Source organism: Chelatococcus sp. YT9, from assembly GCF_018398315.1.
Lineage (GTDB): Bacteria > Pseudomonadota > Alphaproteobacteria > Rhizobiales > Beijerinckiaceae > Chelatococcus.
Map to the genome: position 1 here is coordinate 1,981,672 of NZ_JAHBRW010000001.1, position 19,006 is coordinate 2,000,677.

At 64.6% G+C, this 19,006-nt stretch carries 14 protein-coding genes; 4 read left to right on the forward strand and 10 right to left on the reverse strand.

The window, feature by feature from the left end:
* Position 1: 1 nt before the first annotated feature.
* From KIO76_RS08905 to KIO76_RS08925, 5 genes are all read right to left on the reverse strand, one after another.
* Positions 2-559, reverse strand: a complete 558-nt coding sequence (locus KIO76_RS08905) for a LemA family protein (RefSeq protein ID WP_213322731.1) — start codon at positions 557-559, stop codon at positions 2-4.
* A gap of 108 nt (positions 560-667) precedes the next feature.
* On the reverse strand, positions 668-1,849 hold the full coding sequence (locus KIO76_RS08910) for an alginate O-acetyltransferase AlgX-related protein (protein ID WP_213322733.1): 1,182 nt from the start codon (positions 1,847-1,849) through the stop codon (positions 668-670).
* Positions 1,850-1,863: 14 nt separating this feature from the next.
* Entirely contained in the window at positions 1,864-3,264 is a 1,401-nt protein-coding gene (locus KIO76_RS08915) for an MBOAT family O-acyltransferase (RefSeq protein ID WP_213322735.1), read from the reverse strand.
* A 59-nt stretch (positions 3,265-3,323) separates the two neighbouring features.
* On the reverse strand, positions 3,324-6,377 hold the full coding sequence (polA, locus tag KIO76_RS08920; RefSeq protein ID WP_213322737.1) for a DNA polymerase I: 3,054 nt from the start codon (positions 6,375-6,377) through the stop codon (positions 3,324-3,326).
* Positions 6,378-6,545: 168 nt separating this feature from the next.
* Entirely contained in the window at positions 6,546-7,769 is a 1,224-nt protein-coding gene (locus KIO76_RS08925) for a peptide ABC transporter permease (protein WP_213322739.1), read from the reverse strand.
* Positions 7,770-7,973: 204 nt separating this feature from the next.
* On the opposite strand from KIO76_RS08925, the gene tal reads away from it, so the two are divergent.
* Together tal and KIO76_RS08935 are read left to right on the forward strand one after the other, a co-directional pair.
* Complete coding sequence (gene tal, locus KIO76_RS08930) at positions 7,974-8,951, forward strand: transaldolase (RefSeq protein ID WP_213322741.1); 978 nt, start codon at positions 7,974-7,976, stop codon at positions 8,949-8,951.
* A gap of 195 nt (positions 8,952-9,146) precedes the next feature.
* The gene (locus KIO76_RS08935) at positions 9,147-10,400 is read left to right on the forward strand and encodes a multidrug effflux MFS transporter (protein WP_213322743.1); all 1,254 of its coding nucleotides are present in this window, start codon (positions 9,147-9,149) and stop codon (positions 10,398-10,400) included.
* Between the two features lie 21 nt (positions 10,401-10,421).
* On the opposite strand, the gene KIO76_RS08940 is transcribed toward KIO76_RS08935, so the two are convergent.
* The 5 genes from KIO76_RS08940 to amaB all read right to left on the reverse strand — a co-directional run bounded on the left by KIO76_RS08940 (position 10,422) and on the right by amaB (position 16,882).
* A complete protein-coding gene (locus KIO76_RS08940; protein ID WP_213322745.1) occupies positions 10,422-12,104 on the reverse strand; it encodes a thiamine pyrophosphate-binding protein in 1,683 nt (560 codons plus the stop codon).
* Positions 12,101-13,312, reverse strand: a complete 1,212-nt coding sequence (locus KIO76_RS08945; RefSeq protein WP_213322746.1) for a CaiB/BaiF CoA transferase family protein — start codon at positions 13,310-13,312, stop codon at positions 12,101-12,103. The genes KIO76_RS08940 and KIO76_RS08945 overlap by 4 nt, the downstream gene beginning before the upstream one ends.
* A gap of 101 nt (positions 13,313-13,413) precedes the next feature.
* Positions 13,414-14,181: an endonuclease domain-containing protein gene (locus KIO76_RS08950; RefSeq protein WP_349629371.1), complete on the reverse strand. Its 768-nt coding sequence runs from the start codon at positions 14,179-14,181 to the stop codon at positions 13,414-13,416.
* Positions 14,111-15,301, reverse strand: coding sequence for an acyl-CoA dehydrogenase (locus KIO76_RS08955; protein ID WP_213322750.1), 1,191 nt, complete (start codon positions 15,299-15,301; stop codon positions 14,111-14,113). The genes KIO76_RS08950 and KIO76_RS08955 overlap by 71 nt, the downstream gene beginning before the upstream one ends.
* Positions 15,302-15,352: 51 nt before the next feature.
* Positions 15,353-16,882 (reverse strand): L-piperidine-6-carboxylate dehydrogenase, encoded by a 1,530-nt coding sequence (amaB, locus tag KIO76_RS08960; RefSeq protein ID WP_213322752.1) that lies wholly within the window; start codon positions 16,880-16,882, stop codon positions 15,353-15,355.
* Positions 16,883-17,166: 284 nt separating this feature from the next.
* Between amaB and KIO76_RS08965 the strand changes: the two genes are divergently transcribed.
* Complete coding sequence (locus KIO76_RS08965; protein ID WP_213322754.1) at positions 17,167-18,072, forward strand: LysR family transcriptional regulator; 906 nt, start codon at positions 17,167-17,169, stop codon at positions 18,070-18,072.
* A gap of 224 nt (positions 18,073-18,296) precedes the next feature.
* A complete protein-coding gene (locus KIO76_RS08970; RefSeq protein WP_213322756.1) occupies positions 18,297-19,004 on the forward strand; it encodes a hypothetical protein in 708 nt (235 codons plus the stop codon).
* The last annotated feature ends 2 nt before the right edge of the window (positions 19,005-19,006 follow it).

Below are 19,006 nucleotides of genomic sequence, written 5' to 3' on the forward strand. Positions count from 1 at the left end.
GTCAGAACTTGACGCTGGGGGCGACATCCAGCGTCTGCCGCGCCTCCGGCCCGACATCGAAGAACTCGCGGGGCGTAAAGCCCATCTGCTGCGCGAAGAGAACGGCGGGGAAAGCCTGGATCGAGGCGTTGTATTCGCTGACGGCGTTGTTGAAGAAGCGCCGCGCCGAGGCCAGCTTGTTCTCGACGTCAGACAGATCGTTCTGGAGCTGCTGGAAGTTCGCGCTGGCCTTGAGGTCGGGATAAGCCTCGCCGAGCGCGATGAGCCGCCCGAGAGCGCCGGATAGCTGCTGCTCGGCGGCCGCCTGTTGCTGCGGGCCCTGCGCCGCGATGGCTTTGTTACGCGCCTCCACAACCGCCTCGAATGTCGCGCTTTCGTGCTGGGCGTACCCCTTTACCGTCTCGACGAGATTCGGGATGAGGTCGTGGCGTTGCTTCAGCTGAACGTCGATGTCGGCGAACGCCTGGTTGACGCGCTGCCGGAGCCCGACGAGGCCGTTGTAGGTCGTAATGCCATAGATCACCAAACCGGCGACAATGGCGAGGATCACCCAGCTCATAAGCCCGCTCCCTGTATCAAAGCTCAGCTATGTCTCGGATTCTTATGACATTTTCTAGGGCGATGCGAAAGCCGCGAAAGACACGCTCGCGCTGCGATGAAGTCTTCCTCAGGGATCCGGAAGGCGGCCGTTCGCGCCTTTACCGGTTACCGCCGCGAGCGCATTCTCGAAAGCCTCGATATGCGGGGAGCCAAGCGCTGTTTCATTGGCTTCGAGGATCACGGCGTCCGTTTTGGAGAAGCTGCCGGGCAGGTCGGGCGCCGCCTGAAACGGCACCTTGGACTCAAAGATGCCGCCATCGCGGAAATCGACGATGCGGCTGAAATAGAAGTAGAATTTGCTGTCGCCCAGGGCGCCGTTCATCGCCAGGATGCGCAGGAACTGCCACATGAAGCTCGATCCCACCACCACGAGCCGAGGCGGTGTCCCCTCCGCCGAAGTGGTAAAACGGCCGTGCGGCGAGGGATAGACCGGGAGCGTGACCGGCAGGTTGAGGAGGCGCGCGAGGTCATCCTCGTCGTCGAACGGCCAGCTGTCGACGTCCACATGGGTCAATGTGAGCTGGCGCAGCGGGTTGTCGAGCTGTTCTCCAAGCACTGCGAATGTGTCGCGGATGGCTGGATAGACGCTCAGGTCGTTCCAGTGGATGCCATCCCGGTTGAAAACAGGCAAGCTCTGCGAGGCTTTCGCTGCTTGCGCAAGTTGATGCCCATCGATCACGCCCACGTCATGGTGGGCAAGCGCGGCGCGCAGGCGATCATAGTCGCGGCTGGCCGCAGGCGTGCAGGGTTCTGGTAGCCCATCCGGATAAAGAGCCACCTTGCTCGGGCTGATGATGAAAACGAAAGCCTTGCCTGTCCGCCGGACGGCCGCCGCGATACGGGCGATGCGCGCGGCCTGCGCCTCCGCGTCGATGGGGGTGCCGCGCCCGCACCAGTCGTCGATATAGGTGGTCTCATAGAGCATCCGGTCGCGGCCGATGACGATGCTTGGCACGGTGCTGCGGCCGAGCGCATAGGCGATGCCATTGTTGATGCGGATGAATGTCTCGCGTGGCTGTCCCATGCGCTCCGTGAGGGCGGCCGCGATGCTGGCTTGCAGGGCGCCCGAGCGCAGCGTGGCGAGGCTCGGTTCGATCGGCGGCAGCTCGGGCGTGACGCCGGCCAGTTTGGCGATGGAGAAGCGCTGTGGCCCCTTCAGCGGGATCGCCCGCGCCACCATGGCCGCAGCCGGCGCCAACATGACGAGCGCGACCGCGATCAGGAACCAGTGGCGGGCAATTGACTTCAAGCGTCTCTCCGCTGTCAGAACCGAAAATAGATGAACGGCTTGAACGTCTCCGTAAAGACCCGGCCGAAAGCCCAGATGGCGAGAGAGAGCATCACGAGTTGTTGCGCGACTGGAAGAGCACGCGCCAGAACGTGTCGCCCCAGATGCCGCATGGCGCCGAGCGGCAGGAACGAGAGCACGAGGCCGGCCGCGAGACACAATGCAGTGTCCAGGTGCACGCGCGGGAGGGGCGCGGTCCCATCGGCCCAGGGGGTTGCCATCGCGGCCAGGAAGCCTCCCGCCTGCGCGAGGCTGACGGAGCGGAACAACACCCAACCGATCACGACGAGGAGGAATGTGATCGCGATGCCGGCCACACGTGGCAGCAAGGGCCATATGCGCTTCATGCCGAGATGGTCGGCCGAGACGAACAGTCCGTGGAAGGCACCCCAGAGTACGAAGGTCCAGCTCGCCCCGTGCCACAGGCCGGACGCGAGAAAGCAGATCCAAAGATTGAGATAGACGCGCCAGGGCGGCACGCGATTGCCGCCGAGCGGCACATAGAGATAGTCCCGGATGAAGGTGGACAGCGAGATGTGCCAGCGCCGCCAGAAGTCGCCGAAGCCTACAGCAAGATAGGGCTGGTTGAAATTCTCGCGCAGGCGGAAGCCGAGCATCCGGGCAAGGCCGATTGCCATGTCCGTGTAGCCGGAAAAATCGAAATAGATCTGCACCGTGAAGGCGAGCGCGCCAAGCCAGGCGGTCGCAAAGCCGAGTTCGTTGGTCGGCATGGCGAAGATATGATCGGCCAGGACCGCGACTTGATCGGCGATGAGGACTTTCTTGGCGAGACCTTGCAGGAAACGGTAGGCGCCTTCCTCCAGATCATTGAGCGTGACGCGGTGATGCTCGATCTGGCCCTTCATCTCGTGGAATTTGAGGATCGGGCCGGCCAGCAGCTTGGGAAACAGGAAGACGAACAGGAGGTAGTCGCGGATCGAGCGCGCCGTGCCGCAGACACCGCGATAGACATCCACGAGATAGGTGATCTTCTCGAACACGATGAACGAGATCCCAAGCGGCAGGATCACCTCCGGCCGGGGGAGGTCCATGGTCACCAGCAGAGCATGCAGGTTGTCGAAGAGGAACCCCGTGTATTTGCAGTAGATCAGGAGCCCGAGATTGGTCGCGACACCAAGGGTCAACCAGAGCTTACGCAGGCGCGCCGCGCGGCTGCGGACGATCGCCTCGGCGAAAACCATGTCGATGAGGCTGGAGGCGATCGCCACCAGCGCGAACACCGGCTCGCCCCAGGCGTAGAAGAAAATGCTGGCGACGACGAGGAAGCCATTTCGCCAGCCCGCCGGCAATGCGGCGTTGAGCGCAATTACCAGCGGGATGAAAAGAAAGAGGAAGACCGGTGAGTTGAAAGGCATGGTGCGCGCCGTCGACCGGCGCTGCTAGCGGTCAGGCTGAATGGGAGCGGGAAGCGCCATCAATGCGCCTCCTCCCAGTTCGCGGCCGCGCGCGCATCCACATGCAGCGGCACCTTGAGCGCGACCGCTGGCAGTGGGGCCTGTTCCATCACGCTTTGAATCAGCGGCAGCGTCGCATCGACTTCACCGTCCGGCACCTCGAATACCAGTTCGTCATGCACTTGCAGCAGCATCCGGGCGGACAGCCCCGCGTCCGAGAGCGCCTTTTCCATGCGGGCCATCGCACGGCGGATAATGTCCGAGGCTGAGCCTTGCAGCGGCGCGTTGATCGCCTGACGCTCCACGAAAGCGCGTTGCGACGGGTTCGAGGATTTGATGTCGGGGTAATGGCAGACCCGGCCGAAGATCGTCGTCACATAGCCGTTCTCGCGGCAAAATGCCTTGGTCTTGTCCATGTAGTCCCGAATGCCTGGGAAGCGCTCGAAATACTTGCGAATATAGGCGCCGGCTTCCTCGCGCGGGATGCTGAGCTGGTTTGCGAGGCCAAAGGCCGAGATGCCGTAGATGATGCCGAAATTAATGGCCTTGGCCCGGCGCCTGATCATCGGGTCCATCCCTTTGACCGGCACGCCGAACATCTCGGAGGCGGTCATCGCGTGAATGTCGATGCCATCCGAGAAGGCCTTCCGCAACTGCGGTATGTCGGCGATATGGGCGAGCAGGCGCAGCTCGATCTGGCTGTAGTCTGCCGAGATCAGCTTCATGCCCCGGGTCGCGACGAAGGCGGTGCGGATCTTGCGCCCTTCTTCCGTGCGCACGGGAATGTTCTGCAGGTTGGGCTCGGAGGACGAAAGCCGCCCCGTCGTGGTCGCCGCCAGCGAATAGGAGGTGTGCACCCGCTGCGTCTGGGGGTTCACGTAGCCGGGGAGGGCATCCGTATAGGTTGACTTCAGTTTGGCAAGTTGGCGCCATTCCAGAATTTTCACCGGCAGGGCGTGGCCCTCGGCGGCAAGATCCTCGAGGACGCTCGCGCCTGTGCTCCACTGCCCCGTCGCGGTTTTCTTGGCGCCCGGCAGGCCCATCTTGCCGAACAGAATATCGCCGAGCTGCTTCGGCGACCCAATCGTGAAACGCTCGCCAGCAAGCTCGTAGATTTCCTCTTCAAGCCGCGCGAGGGTCTGGGCGAAGCTGCCGGAGAGCCGCGACAGGATCTGTCGATCGATGGCGATGCCGCGCCCTTCCATCCGGGCGAGAACCGCGAGAAGTGGCCGCTCGAGCGTCTCGTAGACGGTCGTCTTGCCTTCCGCGACGAGACGTGCCTTGAAAACTTGCCAGAGCCTGAGCGCGACATCGGCATCCTCAGCCGCATAGGCCGTCGCCTTGTCTACCGCCACCCGGTCGAACGTAACGGCATTGCGGCCCTTGCCTGCGACGTCGCCGAAGGCGAGCGGGGTATGGCCGATGAATTTTTCGGAGAGCGCATCGAGCCCGTGGCCCGCTATGCCGGATCGTCCGGCGTCCAGCGCGTAGGACATCAGCATCGTGTCGTCATAGGCACTGATATCGATGCCGTGCCGGCTGAAGATCAGCCAGTCATACTTGAGGTTCTGCCCGATCTTGAGGACATCCCGGCTCTCGAGCAGCGGCTTCAGCCGGGCGATGGCTTCGGCGACCGCAATCTGTCCCGGCAGAGGGCCTCCGCCGAACAGCCCATCACCGCCCTCGGCCTTGTGCTGCAGGGGAATATAGCAGGCCTGCCCCGGCGCGACCGCGAGCGAGATGCCGACGAGATCCGCCTGCATGACGTCGAGCGAGGTCGTCTCCGTATCAATTGCCACGCGACCGGCTTCTCGCGCCATGGCGATCCACTGATCAAGGCGCTCGAGCGTCATGACCGTCTCGTAGGCGTCGCGATTGACGGGCGTGGCCAGCGCCTCGCCCGCCCGCTTGGCGGCAAGCTCAGCGGGCGTTCCTAGCCCGCCGTTGCCTTGGCCGGAAGCAGGAGCTGCGCCTGCCGGCGCGGGCACGGCCGCTGCCTGCGAGCCGTTCCCCGACGGTGCGGCCTCCGCGCCCGTCTCGCCGGTCGCTACTCCGGTGCTCGGTCCGCTCCAGATCGAGCCCGTTCCGACCGCGAGCCGAGGGTCCGGTTCGATCTCGGCCGCGTCGACGCCGTAAAGCTCCGAAACACGCTTCGTGATGGTGGTGAATTCGAGCGCTTTCAGGAACGAGACGAGGGGCGCGGCGTCCGGCTCCACAAGGCTGAGATCAGCGAGAGGCGTCTCGACTGCGACGTCGTCCACCAGGGACACGAGCTGTCGGGAGATGAGGATCTTCTCGACGATTTCCGGATTGGTTAGGGTCTCGCGCCGCTTCGGCTGCTTGATCTCGCCGGCGCGCGCCAGAAGCTCATCCAGCCCACCGTATTCCGCGATGAGCTGCGCGGCGGTCTTGATGCCAATGCCTGGCGCCCCGGGCACATTGTCGGTCGAGTCGCCGGCCAGCGACTGGACGTCGACGACCTTGTCCGGCGTCACACCGAAATAGTCCACCACCTCGTCGAGGCCGATGCGCCGCTCGGGACGGAAGCTGCCTTTGGATTGGGTGCCGGAGGCGGGATCATACATCGCGACGCGAGGGCCGATCAGCTGCATCAGATCCTTGTCGGCGGAAATGATCAGCACGTCGGCGCCAGCAGCGGTCGCTTGTTTGGCATAGGTCGCGATGAGGTCGTCCGCCTCATAGCGGTCCTGCTCCACCGGCTTGAGGCCGAAGGCTCGCACGGCTTCACGCATCAGCGGAAATTGCGGGACGAGGTCCTCGGGCGGCTCCGAGCGGTTCGCCTTGTAGAGCGGATAGAGCTCCTTCCTGAAGGATTGCTCCGACTTGTCGAAGATGATGGCGAGATGGGTAGGCTTTGTGCCGACGGCGCCCTCGCGCACGAACTGGAATAGCTTCGTGCAGAACAATCGCACGGCCCCGGTCGGCAAACCGTCGGAACGGTAATTGTATTTCCGGTCCTGATTCATGGACTGGAAATAGGCGCGGAACACGAAGGAGGAGCCGTCGACCAGGAAAACGTGGTCACCGGGCTTCAAAGGGGCTGCATCGCTCATGCCGAGAGGGATACCGCAATGCGGCGTTCCACACCATACGCTTCGGCGTTTTGAGCCAGAGCATCGGCCCGAAAAGGCGTACGCGGTTTTCGAGTCAATCCGGTGCTCAGACAAGGCGATGGAGCGGTGGACCTGATCCCATTGGAACGTCCGCAGCACCAGGCGCGCTCAGCGGTCGTTGGCTGCCATCCACAGCCGCGCCTTCGGCCGGCTCGTGCGGAACTGCCCCCGCTCAATGGCCACGAAGGCAATGGCGGTTATGCTCAAGGTCGTGACCCACCAGGCGATAGCGGTCCCCGCGCCGAGGCAGGCAAGCACGAAACCCGCGGTCAAGGCCGCTGTTATGCCGGGGACGAGAACCGCATGGGCGGCAGCCGCGCGTTGCGCCGCCCAGCCCAGCGCCAAAGCCAACGAAACAGCACCGACCAAACCGAGCTCGTACCAGATCTCGAAAGGCAAGCCTGTCGGCGCGTTGATGGGGATTTCTCCGGCGACGCGGCCGCGCAGGCTCGCATCGAACCCGTATCCGGTGATGAGACGCAGCGGATCAGCGCGCACGATGCTTGTCCAGGCTCGCATCGTCTCCGTCCAAGGGTGGGCTATGCCGAAGGCGAGCTTGACCAAGGGCTGCAGCACGAACGGCACGAAAGGCGCCGCCAGAACAATGCCGGCCATGCCCCACGAAACGACACGGATGCCGATTTTAGGGCGGATCGAGGTCAGCCCGAAGACGAAGGCGCTCAGCGCGAAGGCCAGGACGGCCATCGGCACCGCTCCGGCCACCATGGCGACGGCCGACACGGCGGAGAGCGCGAGGGCCAGCATGTTGCGCTGGCGCGAGACAAGCCAGGCCAGCGCCGGCCAGACCATAAGGGCAAGGCCGGCGAGGCCGCGTCCGAGGCTGGCCGCGGCATCGGGATCGTCATCGGGCTGGCCGACCAGGGTCAGGATGATAGCGAGCACCGCGGCCGTCGCGACGCCTATGCCCGTGAGATAGAGGTTCGACGCGCGCACGCGCTCAGGCAACGCTGCGGTGCCCGCGAGAGCCAGCACGATCGCGCCGAGAATATTGATAAGCTTGTTGCCGCCCGTACTCGGAAAGCGTGTCCAGATAAGCGAGAGCGCGGCCCATCCAACAAGCATCAGCATGGCCAAGCCGGCGCGTGAGGTCACGATGCGACGAACCGTCGCAAGCATGCGGGCCTGACCGTCGAGGAGCGCTGCCATGACGAGGAGGGCGACGCCGATCGGTTCCATGATCACGGCGGCACGGCGCGTCATCAGCGCAGCGACCGGCACCGCAACAACGAGCAAGGCGAAGCCTATGCGCCGCAGGAGGGCTGCCGCGTCTGCCGCTGGGTCGAGTGCCGTGGGTTGCGAACGCGTGACCATGAGTTGCCCGAGTAGAAAGGCGGACCCCCGTTGGCCGCGCCAGAAAGCACGCTAGCCTGCCCGTCGCGCAGAAGCTGTAGGTCGAATGCAACACTTCTGTATTGTTCTAACGGGGAAATTGGCGCGCCTTGAACCGGGACAAGGGCGCCGGATTGGACTATGAAGCACGGCAACACCATATCTTATGTTTGAGGGAGAAGCGTGATGGCTTCGGCGTTGGCAACATCGACGAAACTCGACGATCTGCGGAAGATGACCGTAGTGGTCGCCGATACCGGTGACATCGAGGCGGTGCGCCGGCTGAAGCCGCAGGATTGCACAACCAATCCCAGCCTCCTTCTCAAGGCCGTTGAGACGCCGGCCTATGCCGCGCTGGTCGACGAGGCGCTCGCCTGGGGTGCCAAGCAGAGTTCTCGCGGAGAGGCGCTCGCCGGTGCGGTATGCGACCGTTTGGCGGTGAATTTCGGTGCGGAGCTGGCCGGCATCGTACCGGGGCGTGTATCGACCGAGGTCGATGCGGATCTGTCCTTCGACAAGGAAGCGACGATCACCAAGGCGCATTCGCTCATCGCCGCCTATGAGGAGCGCGGCATCGGCCGTGAGCGCATCCTCATCAAGATCGCTGCCACCTGGGAGGGCATTCGCGCTGCCGAGCAGCTGCAGCGCGAGGGCATCGATTGCAATCTGACGTTGCTGTTCTCATTGACGCAAGCCGTTGCCTGCGCCGACGCCGGTGTGTTCCTGATCTCGCCCTTCGTCGGCCGGATTCTCGACTGGCATGTGAAAGCTGGCGGAGGCCCTTACACGGGCGACACGGATCCCGGCGTGGTCTCTGTCCGCAATATCTTCAATTACTACAAGGCCCACGACATCAAGACGGTGGTCATGGGTGCCTCTTTCCGCAACACGGGTGAGATCGAGGCGCTGGCGGGCTGTGATCGCCTGACAATCGGGCCAGCGCTTCTCGATCAGCTCGCCGCCGAGCCGGGACCGTTGCCCCGCAAGCTCGATCCCGCCCATGTCACGGAGAAGCCGGCGCGGATCGAACTCGACGAGAAGGCGTTCCGGTTCGGGTTCAACGAAGACGCGATGGCGACTGAGAAACTGGCCGAAGGCATTCGCGCCTTCGTCAAGGATCTGAGGACCCTGCGGGCGCTTGTGGCCAAGCGCCTCGACGCTTGAACTGACCGGTGGTGGCGCGGCAGGTGCGATTTTGCACCGCACAGTTGCGCTGGACATCATAATGTCTTGAAATTCGGGCTGTTAACGCCTGTCGGACTGTCGATCTCGCCGCCCGCACCAGCGGGCGGTATTTATTTGGGACCGGTGCGCCAGGCCAAGACCCATCAAGCCCTTCGCCTTTCCGGATTGCGTGTCATGCCTTCAACAGTGTCGCCCGCCGGCGGGCCGCGTCCGAAGTTTCTCGGTAACGCGATCATCCTCGGATTGTTGTCCGCGATCGGTCCCTTTGCGATCGATATGTATCTGCCGGCCTTGCCCGCCATCGGCGAGAACCTCCGTGCCGACAGCAACACGGTCCAGCTCAGCATCATGGCCTTCTTCGTGGCGCTGGGATTCGGGCAGCTGTTCTACGGGCCGGTGTCGGATATGGTAGGGCGCAAGCCGCCGCTCTACTTCGGTATCACTGTCTTCGCCGTCGGCAGCGTCGGCTGCGCGCTGGCGCCCGACATCGTCACGCTTATCGCCTTTCGTTTTCTGCAGGGAATCGGTGCTTGTGCCTGCTCGGCAATCCCGCGAGCGATTGTGCGCGATCTGCATCGTGGCCCCGATGCCGCCAAGCTGATGTCGCTCTTGATGCTCGTGTTCAGCGTGTCACCGATTCTGGCGCCGGTGATCGGCAGCGTCGTCATCAGCATCGCCGGCTGGCGGGCCGTATTCTGGATCGTCGCGGTCATCGCGGCCCTCGGGCTCGTCCTCATCGGCACGAGGCTCAAGGAAACGCGGCCTCCGGCTCACCGTGTCGAAAGCAGCATTGGCGGTGCCTTCCGGGCCTACGGAGCACTTCTCAAGGACCGGCATTTCCTTGGGCTCGTCTTCATCGGCGCCTTCGGCATGTCCGGCTTTTTCGTTTTTCTAGCGAATTCATCCTTTGTCCTCATCGAGCACTATGGACTTTCGCCGACGCTCTACAGCGTTGCTTTTTCGATCAATGCCGTGTCCTTCATCGGCGTCTCCCAGTTCACCAGCATGTTGGGCCGCCGCTATGGACTGCGTAACATCGTGCGGCCCGCCGTGGCGATTTACGCCGTGCTGATGGTATTGCTGTTTGTGCTATTCGCGTTGGGCTTCGACCATCTGGCGATCATGGTCGTGCTGCTGTTCGTTGCCAACGGCGCGCTCGGTCTTGTCATCCCGACCTCGGCCGTCTTGGCGCTGGAAGACCACGGTGCCTTGGCCGGCACGGCTTCCGCGCTCATGGGCACCTTGCAGTTTGCAACAGGTTCAGTGGTAATTGCCGTTGTCGGGCTTTTCGTGGACGGCTCCGCTCTTCCGATGATCGGGGGCATGGCGGCTTGCGCCATCGCCAGCTTCACCTTCGCCTTCGTCACGCTACGGCATGCCTCATCGAGCCGTGCGGCCAATGCCGCGATGAAAGCCCCCGCGGAATAGTCGCGGGGCGCCTTCACTGACTCAATGCCCTGATGCTTGCGCCTTCTCGCGGATCGCAGTCAGCGTGGTTGTCGGCGTGATGACTTCGGGATCGAGGATGAGATGCAGGATCGCCGGCTTGCCGGAGGCCATGGCCCGGGCGAGCGCCGGCGCGAACTGCTCCGTCGTCTCCACACGCTCGCCAAAGCCGCCATAAGCCACTGCAAGGGCGGCGAAATCGGGGCTCCTCATCGAGGTGGCGGAGACGCGGCCGGGATATTCTCGCTCCTGGTGCATGCGGATGGTGCCGTAGATCCCGTTATCGATCACGAGCACGATGATCGGCAAGTCGTATTGCACGGCGGTGGTGAACTCCTGGCCGTGCATCAGGAAGCAGCCGTCGCCGGCGAAGGAGACGACCGTGCGCTGCGGGTATAGCTTCTTCACCCCGACCGCCGCTGGCAGACCGTACCCCATGGAGCCGGAGGTCGGCGCTGCCTGGGTGCCGTAGCGGCGGAAGCGGTGGAAGCGGTGCAGCCAGGTGGCGTAGTTGCCTGCGCCGTTGGTCATGATGGCATCGTCCGGCAGGACCTCCGCCAGATGCTGCATGATGGCGCCCATCTGCAGGCGTCCGACCGTGGTCACCCGGCCGGGGTCGCTCCAGGCGAGATAATCCGCATGGGCTTGCGCCGTCCCGGCCGCCCACGGCGCCTCCTTAGGTAGCGCGATGCCGTCGAGCGCCGCCGCAAAAGCCGTCGGGGAGGCGTTAATGGCGAGCGCAGGCGCATAGACGCGGCCAAGCTCGCCCGCATCCGGATGGACGTGAATGAGTTCCGTTCCGGGGCCGGGGATGCCGAACAGGGTATAGCTCTGACTCGGAACCTCCGAGAGGCGACCACCGACCATCAGCACGAGATCGGCGTCCTTGATGCGGGCGAGAAGCTTCGGATTGACGCCGAGGCCGAGGTCGCCAGCGTATGAAGGATGGTCCGCCGGAAACAGCATCTGTCGCCGGAACGAGCAGGCCACCGGCAGGTTGAACCGCTCGGCAAAGCGGGCGAACCGCGCGACGGCTTCCTCCGACCAGCGGCTGCCGCCGACAATGGCGATCGGGTTCCGCGCCGCCGACAGGCGCTTTTCGAGATCGGCCATCTGCGCGGGCGCCGGATGCGTCTCCACCGCCTCCACATAGGGTGCGTCCGCGACCTCGGCGATGGTCGTCAGCATGTTCTCGGGCAGGGCGATGACCACCGGCCCCGGCCGGCCGGACATCGCCACGTGGAAGGCGCGCGAGATGATTTCCGGGATGCGGTCCGCATCGTCGATCTCGGTCGCCCATTTGGCGATGGGGCCGAAGGCCGCGCGGTAGTCGACCTCCTGGAAGGCCTCGCGCTCACGCATGCCGGTCTCGATCTGGCCGACGAACAGGATCATCGGCGTCGAATCCTGCCTGGCGATGTGGATGCCCGCCGAGGCGTTCGTGGCGCCCGGCCCGCGTGTCACGAAGCAGATGCCCGGACGGCCGGTGAGCTTGCCCTGCGCTTCCGCCATCATGGCGGCGCCGCCTTCCTGCCGGCAGACCGTGACAGGGATCGCGGCGTCATGCAGCGCGTCGAGCACTGCGAGATAGCTCTCGCCGGGCACGCAGAAGATATGCTCCACCCCCTGCGTCACGAGCTGGTCGACGAGGATCTGCCCGCCGGTGCGTGGCTTCAAAGCGGTCATGACTGGCCTCCCCAGTTCGGATCCCGCAGGATCTCTTCGGTCTGCTCTCCGACGGCGGGCGATGGCCGGCGCGCCACCTGCGGCACGCCGTCGATGACGATGGGGGAGCGTACCGAGGGAATGCTCCCACCCGCCGCCGCCGGGTTGGGCAAGTCGACCTTCATGCCCCGCGCCAGCACCTGCGGATCGGCGAAGACATCGGCCACCGTATTGATCGGCCCGGCCGGCACGCCTTGCGCTTCCAGCTGGCCGAGGAGATCGGCGCGGCTGTGCTGCGCCGTGAGCTGGGCGAGGAGCGGACAGAGCTGGTCGCGGTTGGCGACGCGCGCCTTGTTGGTCGCATAGGCTTCCGCATCAGCCAGCGCCGGCGCGCCGAGCACGGTGACGAACCGCCGGAACTGCCCGTCGTTGCCAACGGCGACGATGACGTGGCCATCCGAGACCGGGAAGACCTGATAAGGCACGATATTCGGATGGGCGTTGCCGAGCCGCTTCGGCGAGACGCCGGAGACGAGGAAATTCAGCGACTGGTTGGCGAGCACGCTGACCTGGGTGTCGAGCAGCGCCATGTCGACCATGCCGCCGAGGCCCGTCGCGTCGCGGCGCCGCAGCGCCGCCAGGATGCCGACGGTCGCATAGAGCCCGGTGAAGATATCGACATAGGCGACACCGATCTTCATCGGCTCGCCGTCCGGCTCGCCCGTGAGATCCATGCTGCCGCCCATGCCCTGGATCAAATAGTCATACCCGGCGCGGGCGGCATAGGGGCCATCCTGGCCGAAGCCGGTGACCGAGCAATAGATGAGCCGCGGGTTGACGGCCTTCAGGCTCTCGTAGTCGAGGCCATATTTCCTGAGGCCGCCGACCTTGAAATTCTCGATGAGCACATCGGCTTCCGCTGCCAGCCGGCGGATGAGCGCCTGGCCCTCGGGACTCTCGAAATCGGCCGTGATGGAACGCTTGCCGCGATTGGTGGCATGGAAATAGGCGGCCGAGAGGTCGCCGTCGCCATCCGCCTTGGCTACGAAAGGCGGGCCCCAGCTGCGCGTGTCGTCACCGGCGCCGGGCCGCTCGACCTTGACGACATCGGCGCCGAGATCGGCCAGGAGCTGGCCTGACCACGGCCCTGCCAGGATCCGCGCGAGTTCGAGCACCTTGAGGCCGTGGAGAGGCTGAATTCCGGCAGTCTTATCGTCAGTCGTACTCATTGTCTCTCTTTCGAGCCCTGCGATGTGGCCGGCGGGGCGGCCCCCACCCGACCCGTCGCTGCGCGCCGGGCCACCCTCCCCGGAGGAGAGGGATCGGCGCTCTACTGTCTAGCCTTGCGAATGGCATCCGTTTCATCACAAACGGTGCAGCCTGAGGATCCCTCCCCCTTGGGAGAGGGTGGCGGCGAAGCCGACGGGTGGGGTTCACCCGCAGTCAATGCCGCATAGATCGTGTCCATGACGGCCCGCTTGTCGCGCTCAACGTCGCCATTGGTGAAACGCAAGACGCGGAAACCAAGCGCCGCGAGCTTCGCGTCGCGTATCCGGTCGGCGATATGACCATCGAAACCATGCTGGATACCATCGATCTCGACGACAAGGCTATGCTTGAGACAGGCGAAATCGACGATGAAACGATGGATGGCCACCTGTCGACGAAAATGAAATCCCGCTGGCACGATCTCCTCGCGCAGCCAGTTCCAGACCTTGACCTCCTGCGGGATCATCTGTTGGCGCAACCTGCGCGGAAGAGCCGTGGGAAGATGCGAGCGACGTTGGCGGCGGTGGCCCCCACCCGACCCGGCGCTGTGCGCCGGGCCACCCTCCCTGCACAACGCGGGTGTTCCCGCGTTGTGCGATGAGTGCGCAAGTCGGGAACACCCGACTTGCGCAGGGGAGGGATCGGTGCCTCGCTCTACAGCTTCGCTCATGGCATTGCCCGCATCCAGGCTAGCTCGGATGATCCCTCCCCCTTGGGGGAGGGTGGCGGCGCAGCCGCCGGGTGGGGTCCGAAGGCGTTCAGAAGAACGCTTGGATACCCGTCTGGGCGCGGCCGAGGATGAGGGCATGCACGTCGTGCGTGCCCTCATAGGTGTTGACCGTCTCCAGGTTCTGGGCGTGACGCATCACGTGGAACTCTTCCTGGATGCCGTTGCCGCCATGCATGTCGCGGGCGACGCGGGCGATGTCGAGGGCCTTGCCGCAGTTGTTGCGCTTGACGATGGAGATCATCTCAGGGGCCATACGGCCCTCGTCGAACAGGCGACCGACGCGCAAGCTTCCCTGCAGGCCAAGCGAAATCTCGGTCTGCATGTCGGCGAGCTTCTTCTGGACGAGCTGGGTGGCGGCGAGGGGCCGGCCGAACTGCTTGCGATCCAGCGTGTACTGGCGGGCGCGGTGCCAGCAGTCCTCGGCGGCGCCGAGCACGCCCCAGGAGATGCCGTAGCGGGCGCGGTTGAGGCAGCCGAACGGGCCCTTCAGGCCGGAGACGTTCGGCAGGAGCGCGCTTTCCGGCACCTCGACGCCGTCCATGACGATCTCGCCGGTGATGGAGGCGCGCAGCGAAAGCTTGCCGCCGATCTTCGGTGCGGAAAGCCCCTTCAGGCCCTTCTCCAGCACGAAGCCGCGGATGGCCCCGTCGTGGGCGGCGGACTTCGCCCAGACCACGAAGACATCGGCGATCGGCGAGTTGGAGATCCACATCTTTGTGCCGATCAGGCGGTAGCCGCCGTCAATCTTTTCGGCGCGCGTGGTCATGCCGCCTGGATCGGAGCCGGCATCCGGCTCGGTCAGGCCGAAGCAGCCGACCCATTCGCCAGAGGCGAGCTTCGGCAGGTAGCGCTTGCGCTGCTCTTCGGAGCCGTAGGCATAGATCGGGTACATCACGAGCGAGGACTGCACGCTCATCATGGAGCGATAGCCGGAATCGACGCGCTCCACCTCGCGGGCGACGAGCCCGTAAGCTACGTAGGAAGCGGCCGCGCAGCCGTATTCCTCCGGCAGGGTCACGCCGAGGAGGCCGAGCTCGCCCATCTCGTTGAAGATCTCGCGGTCGGTCTTCTCATGGGCATAGGCCTCCAGCACGCGCGGCTGGAGCTTCTCTTGCGCATAGGCATGGGCCGTGTCGCGGATCATCCGCTCGTCGTCGGTCAGCTGGCTTTCGATCAGGAAAGGATCGGCCCAGTCGAAGGAGCCCTTCTTGTCGCTCATTGTTACGCCTCGTCAGATCACGATGGGTGGGGCGGTGCGGAGCTTGCCGGCTCACGCATCCACGTCGAAGGTCACGCCCTGCGCCAGCGGCAGGGTCGTGCCGTAGTTGATGGTGTTCGTCGCGCGGCGCATATATGCCTTCCAGGCATCGGAGCCTGCCTCGCGGCCGCCGCCCGTTTCCTTCTCGCCACCGAAGGCGCCGCCGATTTCCGCGCCCGAAGGTCCGATATTCACATTGGCGATGCCGCAGTCGGAGCCTGTGACGGAGACAAAGCGCTCGGCCTCGCGGATGTCGAGCGTGAAGATCGAGGACGACAACCCCGCGCCGACCGCGTTGTGCTGGGCGAGCGCGTCGTCGAAATCCGTGTAGCGCACGACATAGAGAATGGGCGCGAAGGTCTCGTGGAGCATGGGGCCTGTCTGGGCGGGCATCTCGACGAGCGCGGGCGCGGCATACCAGGCGTCAGCTCCGCCGATCTCACGGCGCCCCCCGCCATGCACGGTGGCGCCGAGCGCTTTCACCTCCGCCAGCGCCTTCTCCATGCCGTCGAAGGCAGCCTTGTCAATCAGCGGGCCGACGAGCGTGCCTGCGGTGCGCGGGTCGCCGATCGAAACGCTCGCGTAGACCTTGGCGAGGCGCGGCACGAGCGCGTCATAGACGCTGTCGTGAACGAACAGGCGGCGCAAGGTGGTGCAGCGCTGGCCGGCGGTGCCCATCGCGGCGAAGGCGATGCCGCGCAGCGCAAGGTCGAGATCGGCTGTCGGCGCGACGATGGCGGCGTTGTTGCCGCCGAGCTCGAGAATGGCGCGCGCGAAGCGCTCCGCGAGCTTCGGGCCGACCTTTCGGCCCATGGCGGTGGAGCCGGTGGCTGAGACCACGGGCACGCGCGTGTCCTCGACCAGCGCCTCGCCGGCCTCACGGCCGCCGATGACGACCTCAAGCAGGCCGGCCGGTGCGTCGCCAAAGCGCGCTTCCGCGCGCTTGAAGATGGCCTCGACGGCGAGCGCCGTCAGCGGGGTCTTTTCCGAGGGCTTCCACACCACGGAATCGCCACAGACGAAGGCAAGCGCCGCATTCCACGACCAAACCGCGACGGGGAAGTTGAACGCCGAGATGACGCCGCAGACGCCGAGCGGGTGCCACGTCTCCATCATCCGGTGATCGGGGCGCTCGGTCGCGATCGTCAATCCGTAGAGCTGGCGCGACAGGCCGACGGCGAAATCGCAGATGTCGATCATCTCCTGGACTTCGCCGAGCCCCTCGGAAGTGATCTTGCCGGCCTCGATCGTGACGAGACGGCCGAGATCGGCCTTGGCGGCACGCAGTTCCTCGCCGAGGAGGCGGACCAGTTCGCCGCGACGAGGGGCTGGTACGAGGCGCCAGGTCTTGAAGGCTTCGTCGGCGCGGCCGATGGCGGCTGCTGTGGCGGCCTTGTCGTCCTCGCGCAGCGTCGCGACCGTCTCACCGGTGATGGGCGAGCGCGCCGCGAGCCCCGCGGCGGCATAGACGCTGTCTGCAACCCCCAGCCGGCTCAGGAGGGCAAGCACTTCGTCTTTCACGGAGGGGATTGCTGAGGGCATCGTTGGTCCAATCCTGTTGGCTACACGCATAGCGGCGCCTTGGAACAAGGCGCCGTTGCGGAAGCATGGGTCACTCCGTCGCAGGCGGCCCGGAAGATCGCCCGCAGCTTGCGGATCGTGGGAGAACGACGCGCAATCTTCCAGCGAAGGGTCGGCCATACCGAGGCCACACCTCCCGCCATTCTTGCCTGGACAATGACGATCTGCGGCCGGGCTTTCAACCGATATGTTTTCACCAAGTCATGAACGCTTGGAATGATCTCTATCCGTTGTAAGGTCGTTCCATGCACAAGCATCGTCTCTCGATACCACCGCTTGCAGCCTTGACGGCGTTTGAGGCGGCGGCGCGCCATGGCAGCTTCACCAAGGCGGCCGAGGAGCTCAATCTCACCCAGGGTGCCGTCAGCCGTCAGGTCGCGCTGATCGAGGACCAACTCGGGCTGAAGCTGTTCGAGCGGATACGTCAGCGCGTGACACTGACCCCGGCCGGTGCCGCTTATGCCGCAGACATCCGCGATAGTCTTCGGCAGCTTTCGGCTGCGACCATCAACGCCATGGCCTTCCGTGGCACGGGGGGCGTGCTCAATCTCGCCATCCTGCCGACCTTCGGCACGCGCTGGCTCATTCCACGGCTACCGGGCTTCTTCCAGGCCTATCCCGGGGTCACGGTCAATTTTGCGACGCGTCTCGTGCCTTTCGACTTCAAGCCGGAGGGGCTCGACGCGGCTATCCATTTCGGTGATCCGGTCTGGCCGGGGGCGCGCCTCCACCGCCTGATGGGCGAGGTCATCGTGCCCGTCGCCAGCCCGGAGATGATCGCGCGCTTCCGCCTGCGCGAGCCGGCCGACCTCCTCACGGTGCCGCTGCTGCAGCAGGCGACGCGCCCGCATGCCTGGAAGAACTGGCTGCAGGCGCAAGGCTTGCCGACCGAAAGCGCGGTGATGGGGCCGCGCTTCGAACAGTTCGCCATGGTCGCGCAAGCTGCCTGCGCCGGCCTAGGCGCCGCCATCGTCCCGCATTTCCTGGTGGAGGACGAAATCCGCACGGGCGCGCTAGTCGTGCCCTTCGAGCGGCCGCTGATGAGCAGCGAGGCGTATTATCTGGTATATCCGGAAGAAAAGGCGGAGAGGCCGGCAGTTATAGCCTTTCGGGATTGGCTCCTGGCTCAATGCGAGCGAAATGAGTCTTAATGATATATCGTTCGAGGTGTTTTGATATTAAAGAAATACTATTGGTTTATTTTTTGAATTAAGCGAGATTCTGATTTATTTTTTTGCTAGTAGGGCCAATTATTGCGATTGGATTCGTTATGCCGAGTGGCGCTTCCCATATTCCGCTCTTATTCCAGCAAGGACGAGCCATTTCTTATGGAGCCATAGATGTCCGCCAGGGCGAGGCGGGGAGCGCACTGGCATTGCAACTGCGCCACGCGTTGGCGGAGGCCGTACCCCTCGCATTGTCCGCGGCAGCCGGCACGGCGGTGGTGGGAGGAGGTGGCAATATGGGCGCCCTGCTCGCCGGCCACGGCGGCGATGGGACGAGGTTTGTCGGTCGCGCACTGGGTAGCATGGCGATCCAGCCTCTTTGGGGCATGTCCCGAGCGGGAATCGTATCGCCGATAAGTGCCCGGATGACATCCATGATGATGCCGACAGATCGTCCCCTTCCTCGGCCCAATGTGGATGCCGACCACATCCTCTTCGGGGTCGCGCTTTTTACGGAGACTGCAAAGGCTGTCCTCGTTGCCGCATTCATTCCTGCAGGCGCGCCTATCGCAGTCTTTGTCACGATCGATCTGGGCGTGACCTTTGCCTCAACAGCGATCGCCCATTTCGCGATGGCCCGCTACGATCAAAGGGTGGAATGGCCGGAGCCGCCTCAGGGCGTCAGCGGCAGGACCATACTATGGGGCATGGCGGCCGGGGTCGTGGACGCGTTGGTCACAGCGCTGGGCGCCGGATTTACCTACCTTGTGCAATCCCCCGGAACGATGTCCCGCTGCATGGTGGCTGGAATTGTGGGCTGCGGTGCCACAGGTATCCGAGGCTATATGAAGGATGGCCTGATGCGCCTTCGCAACTGGGGGCCGAGCACGTCTACACCCGCCTACGCGGATCTTTGAAG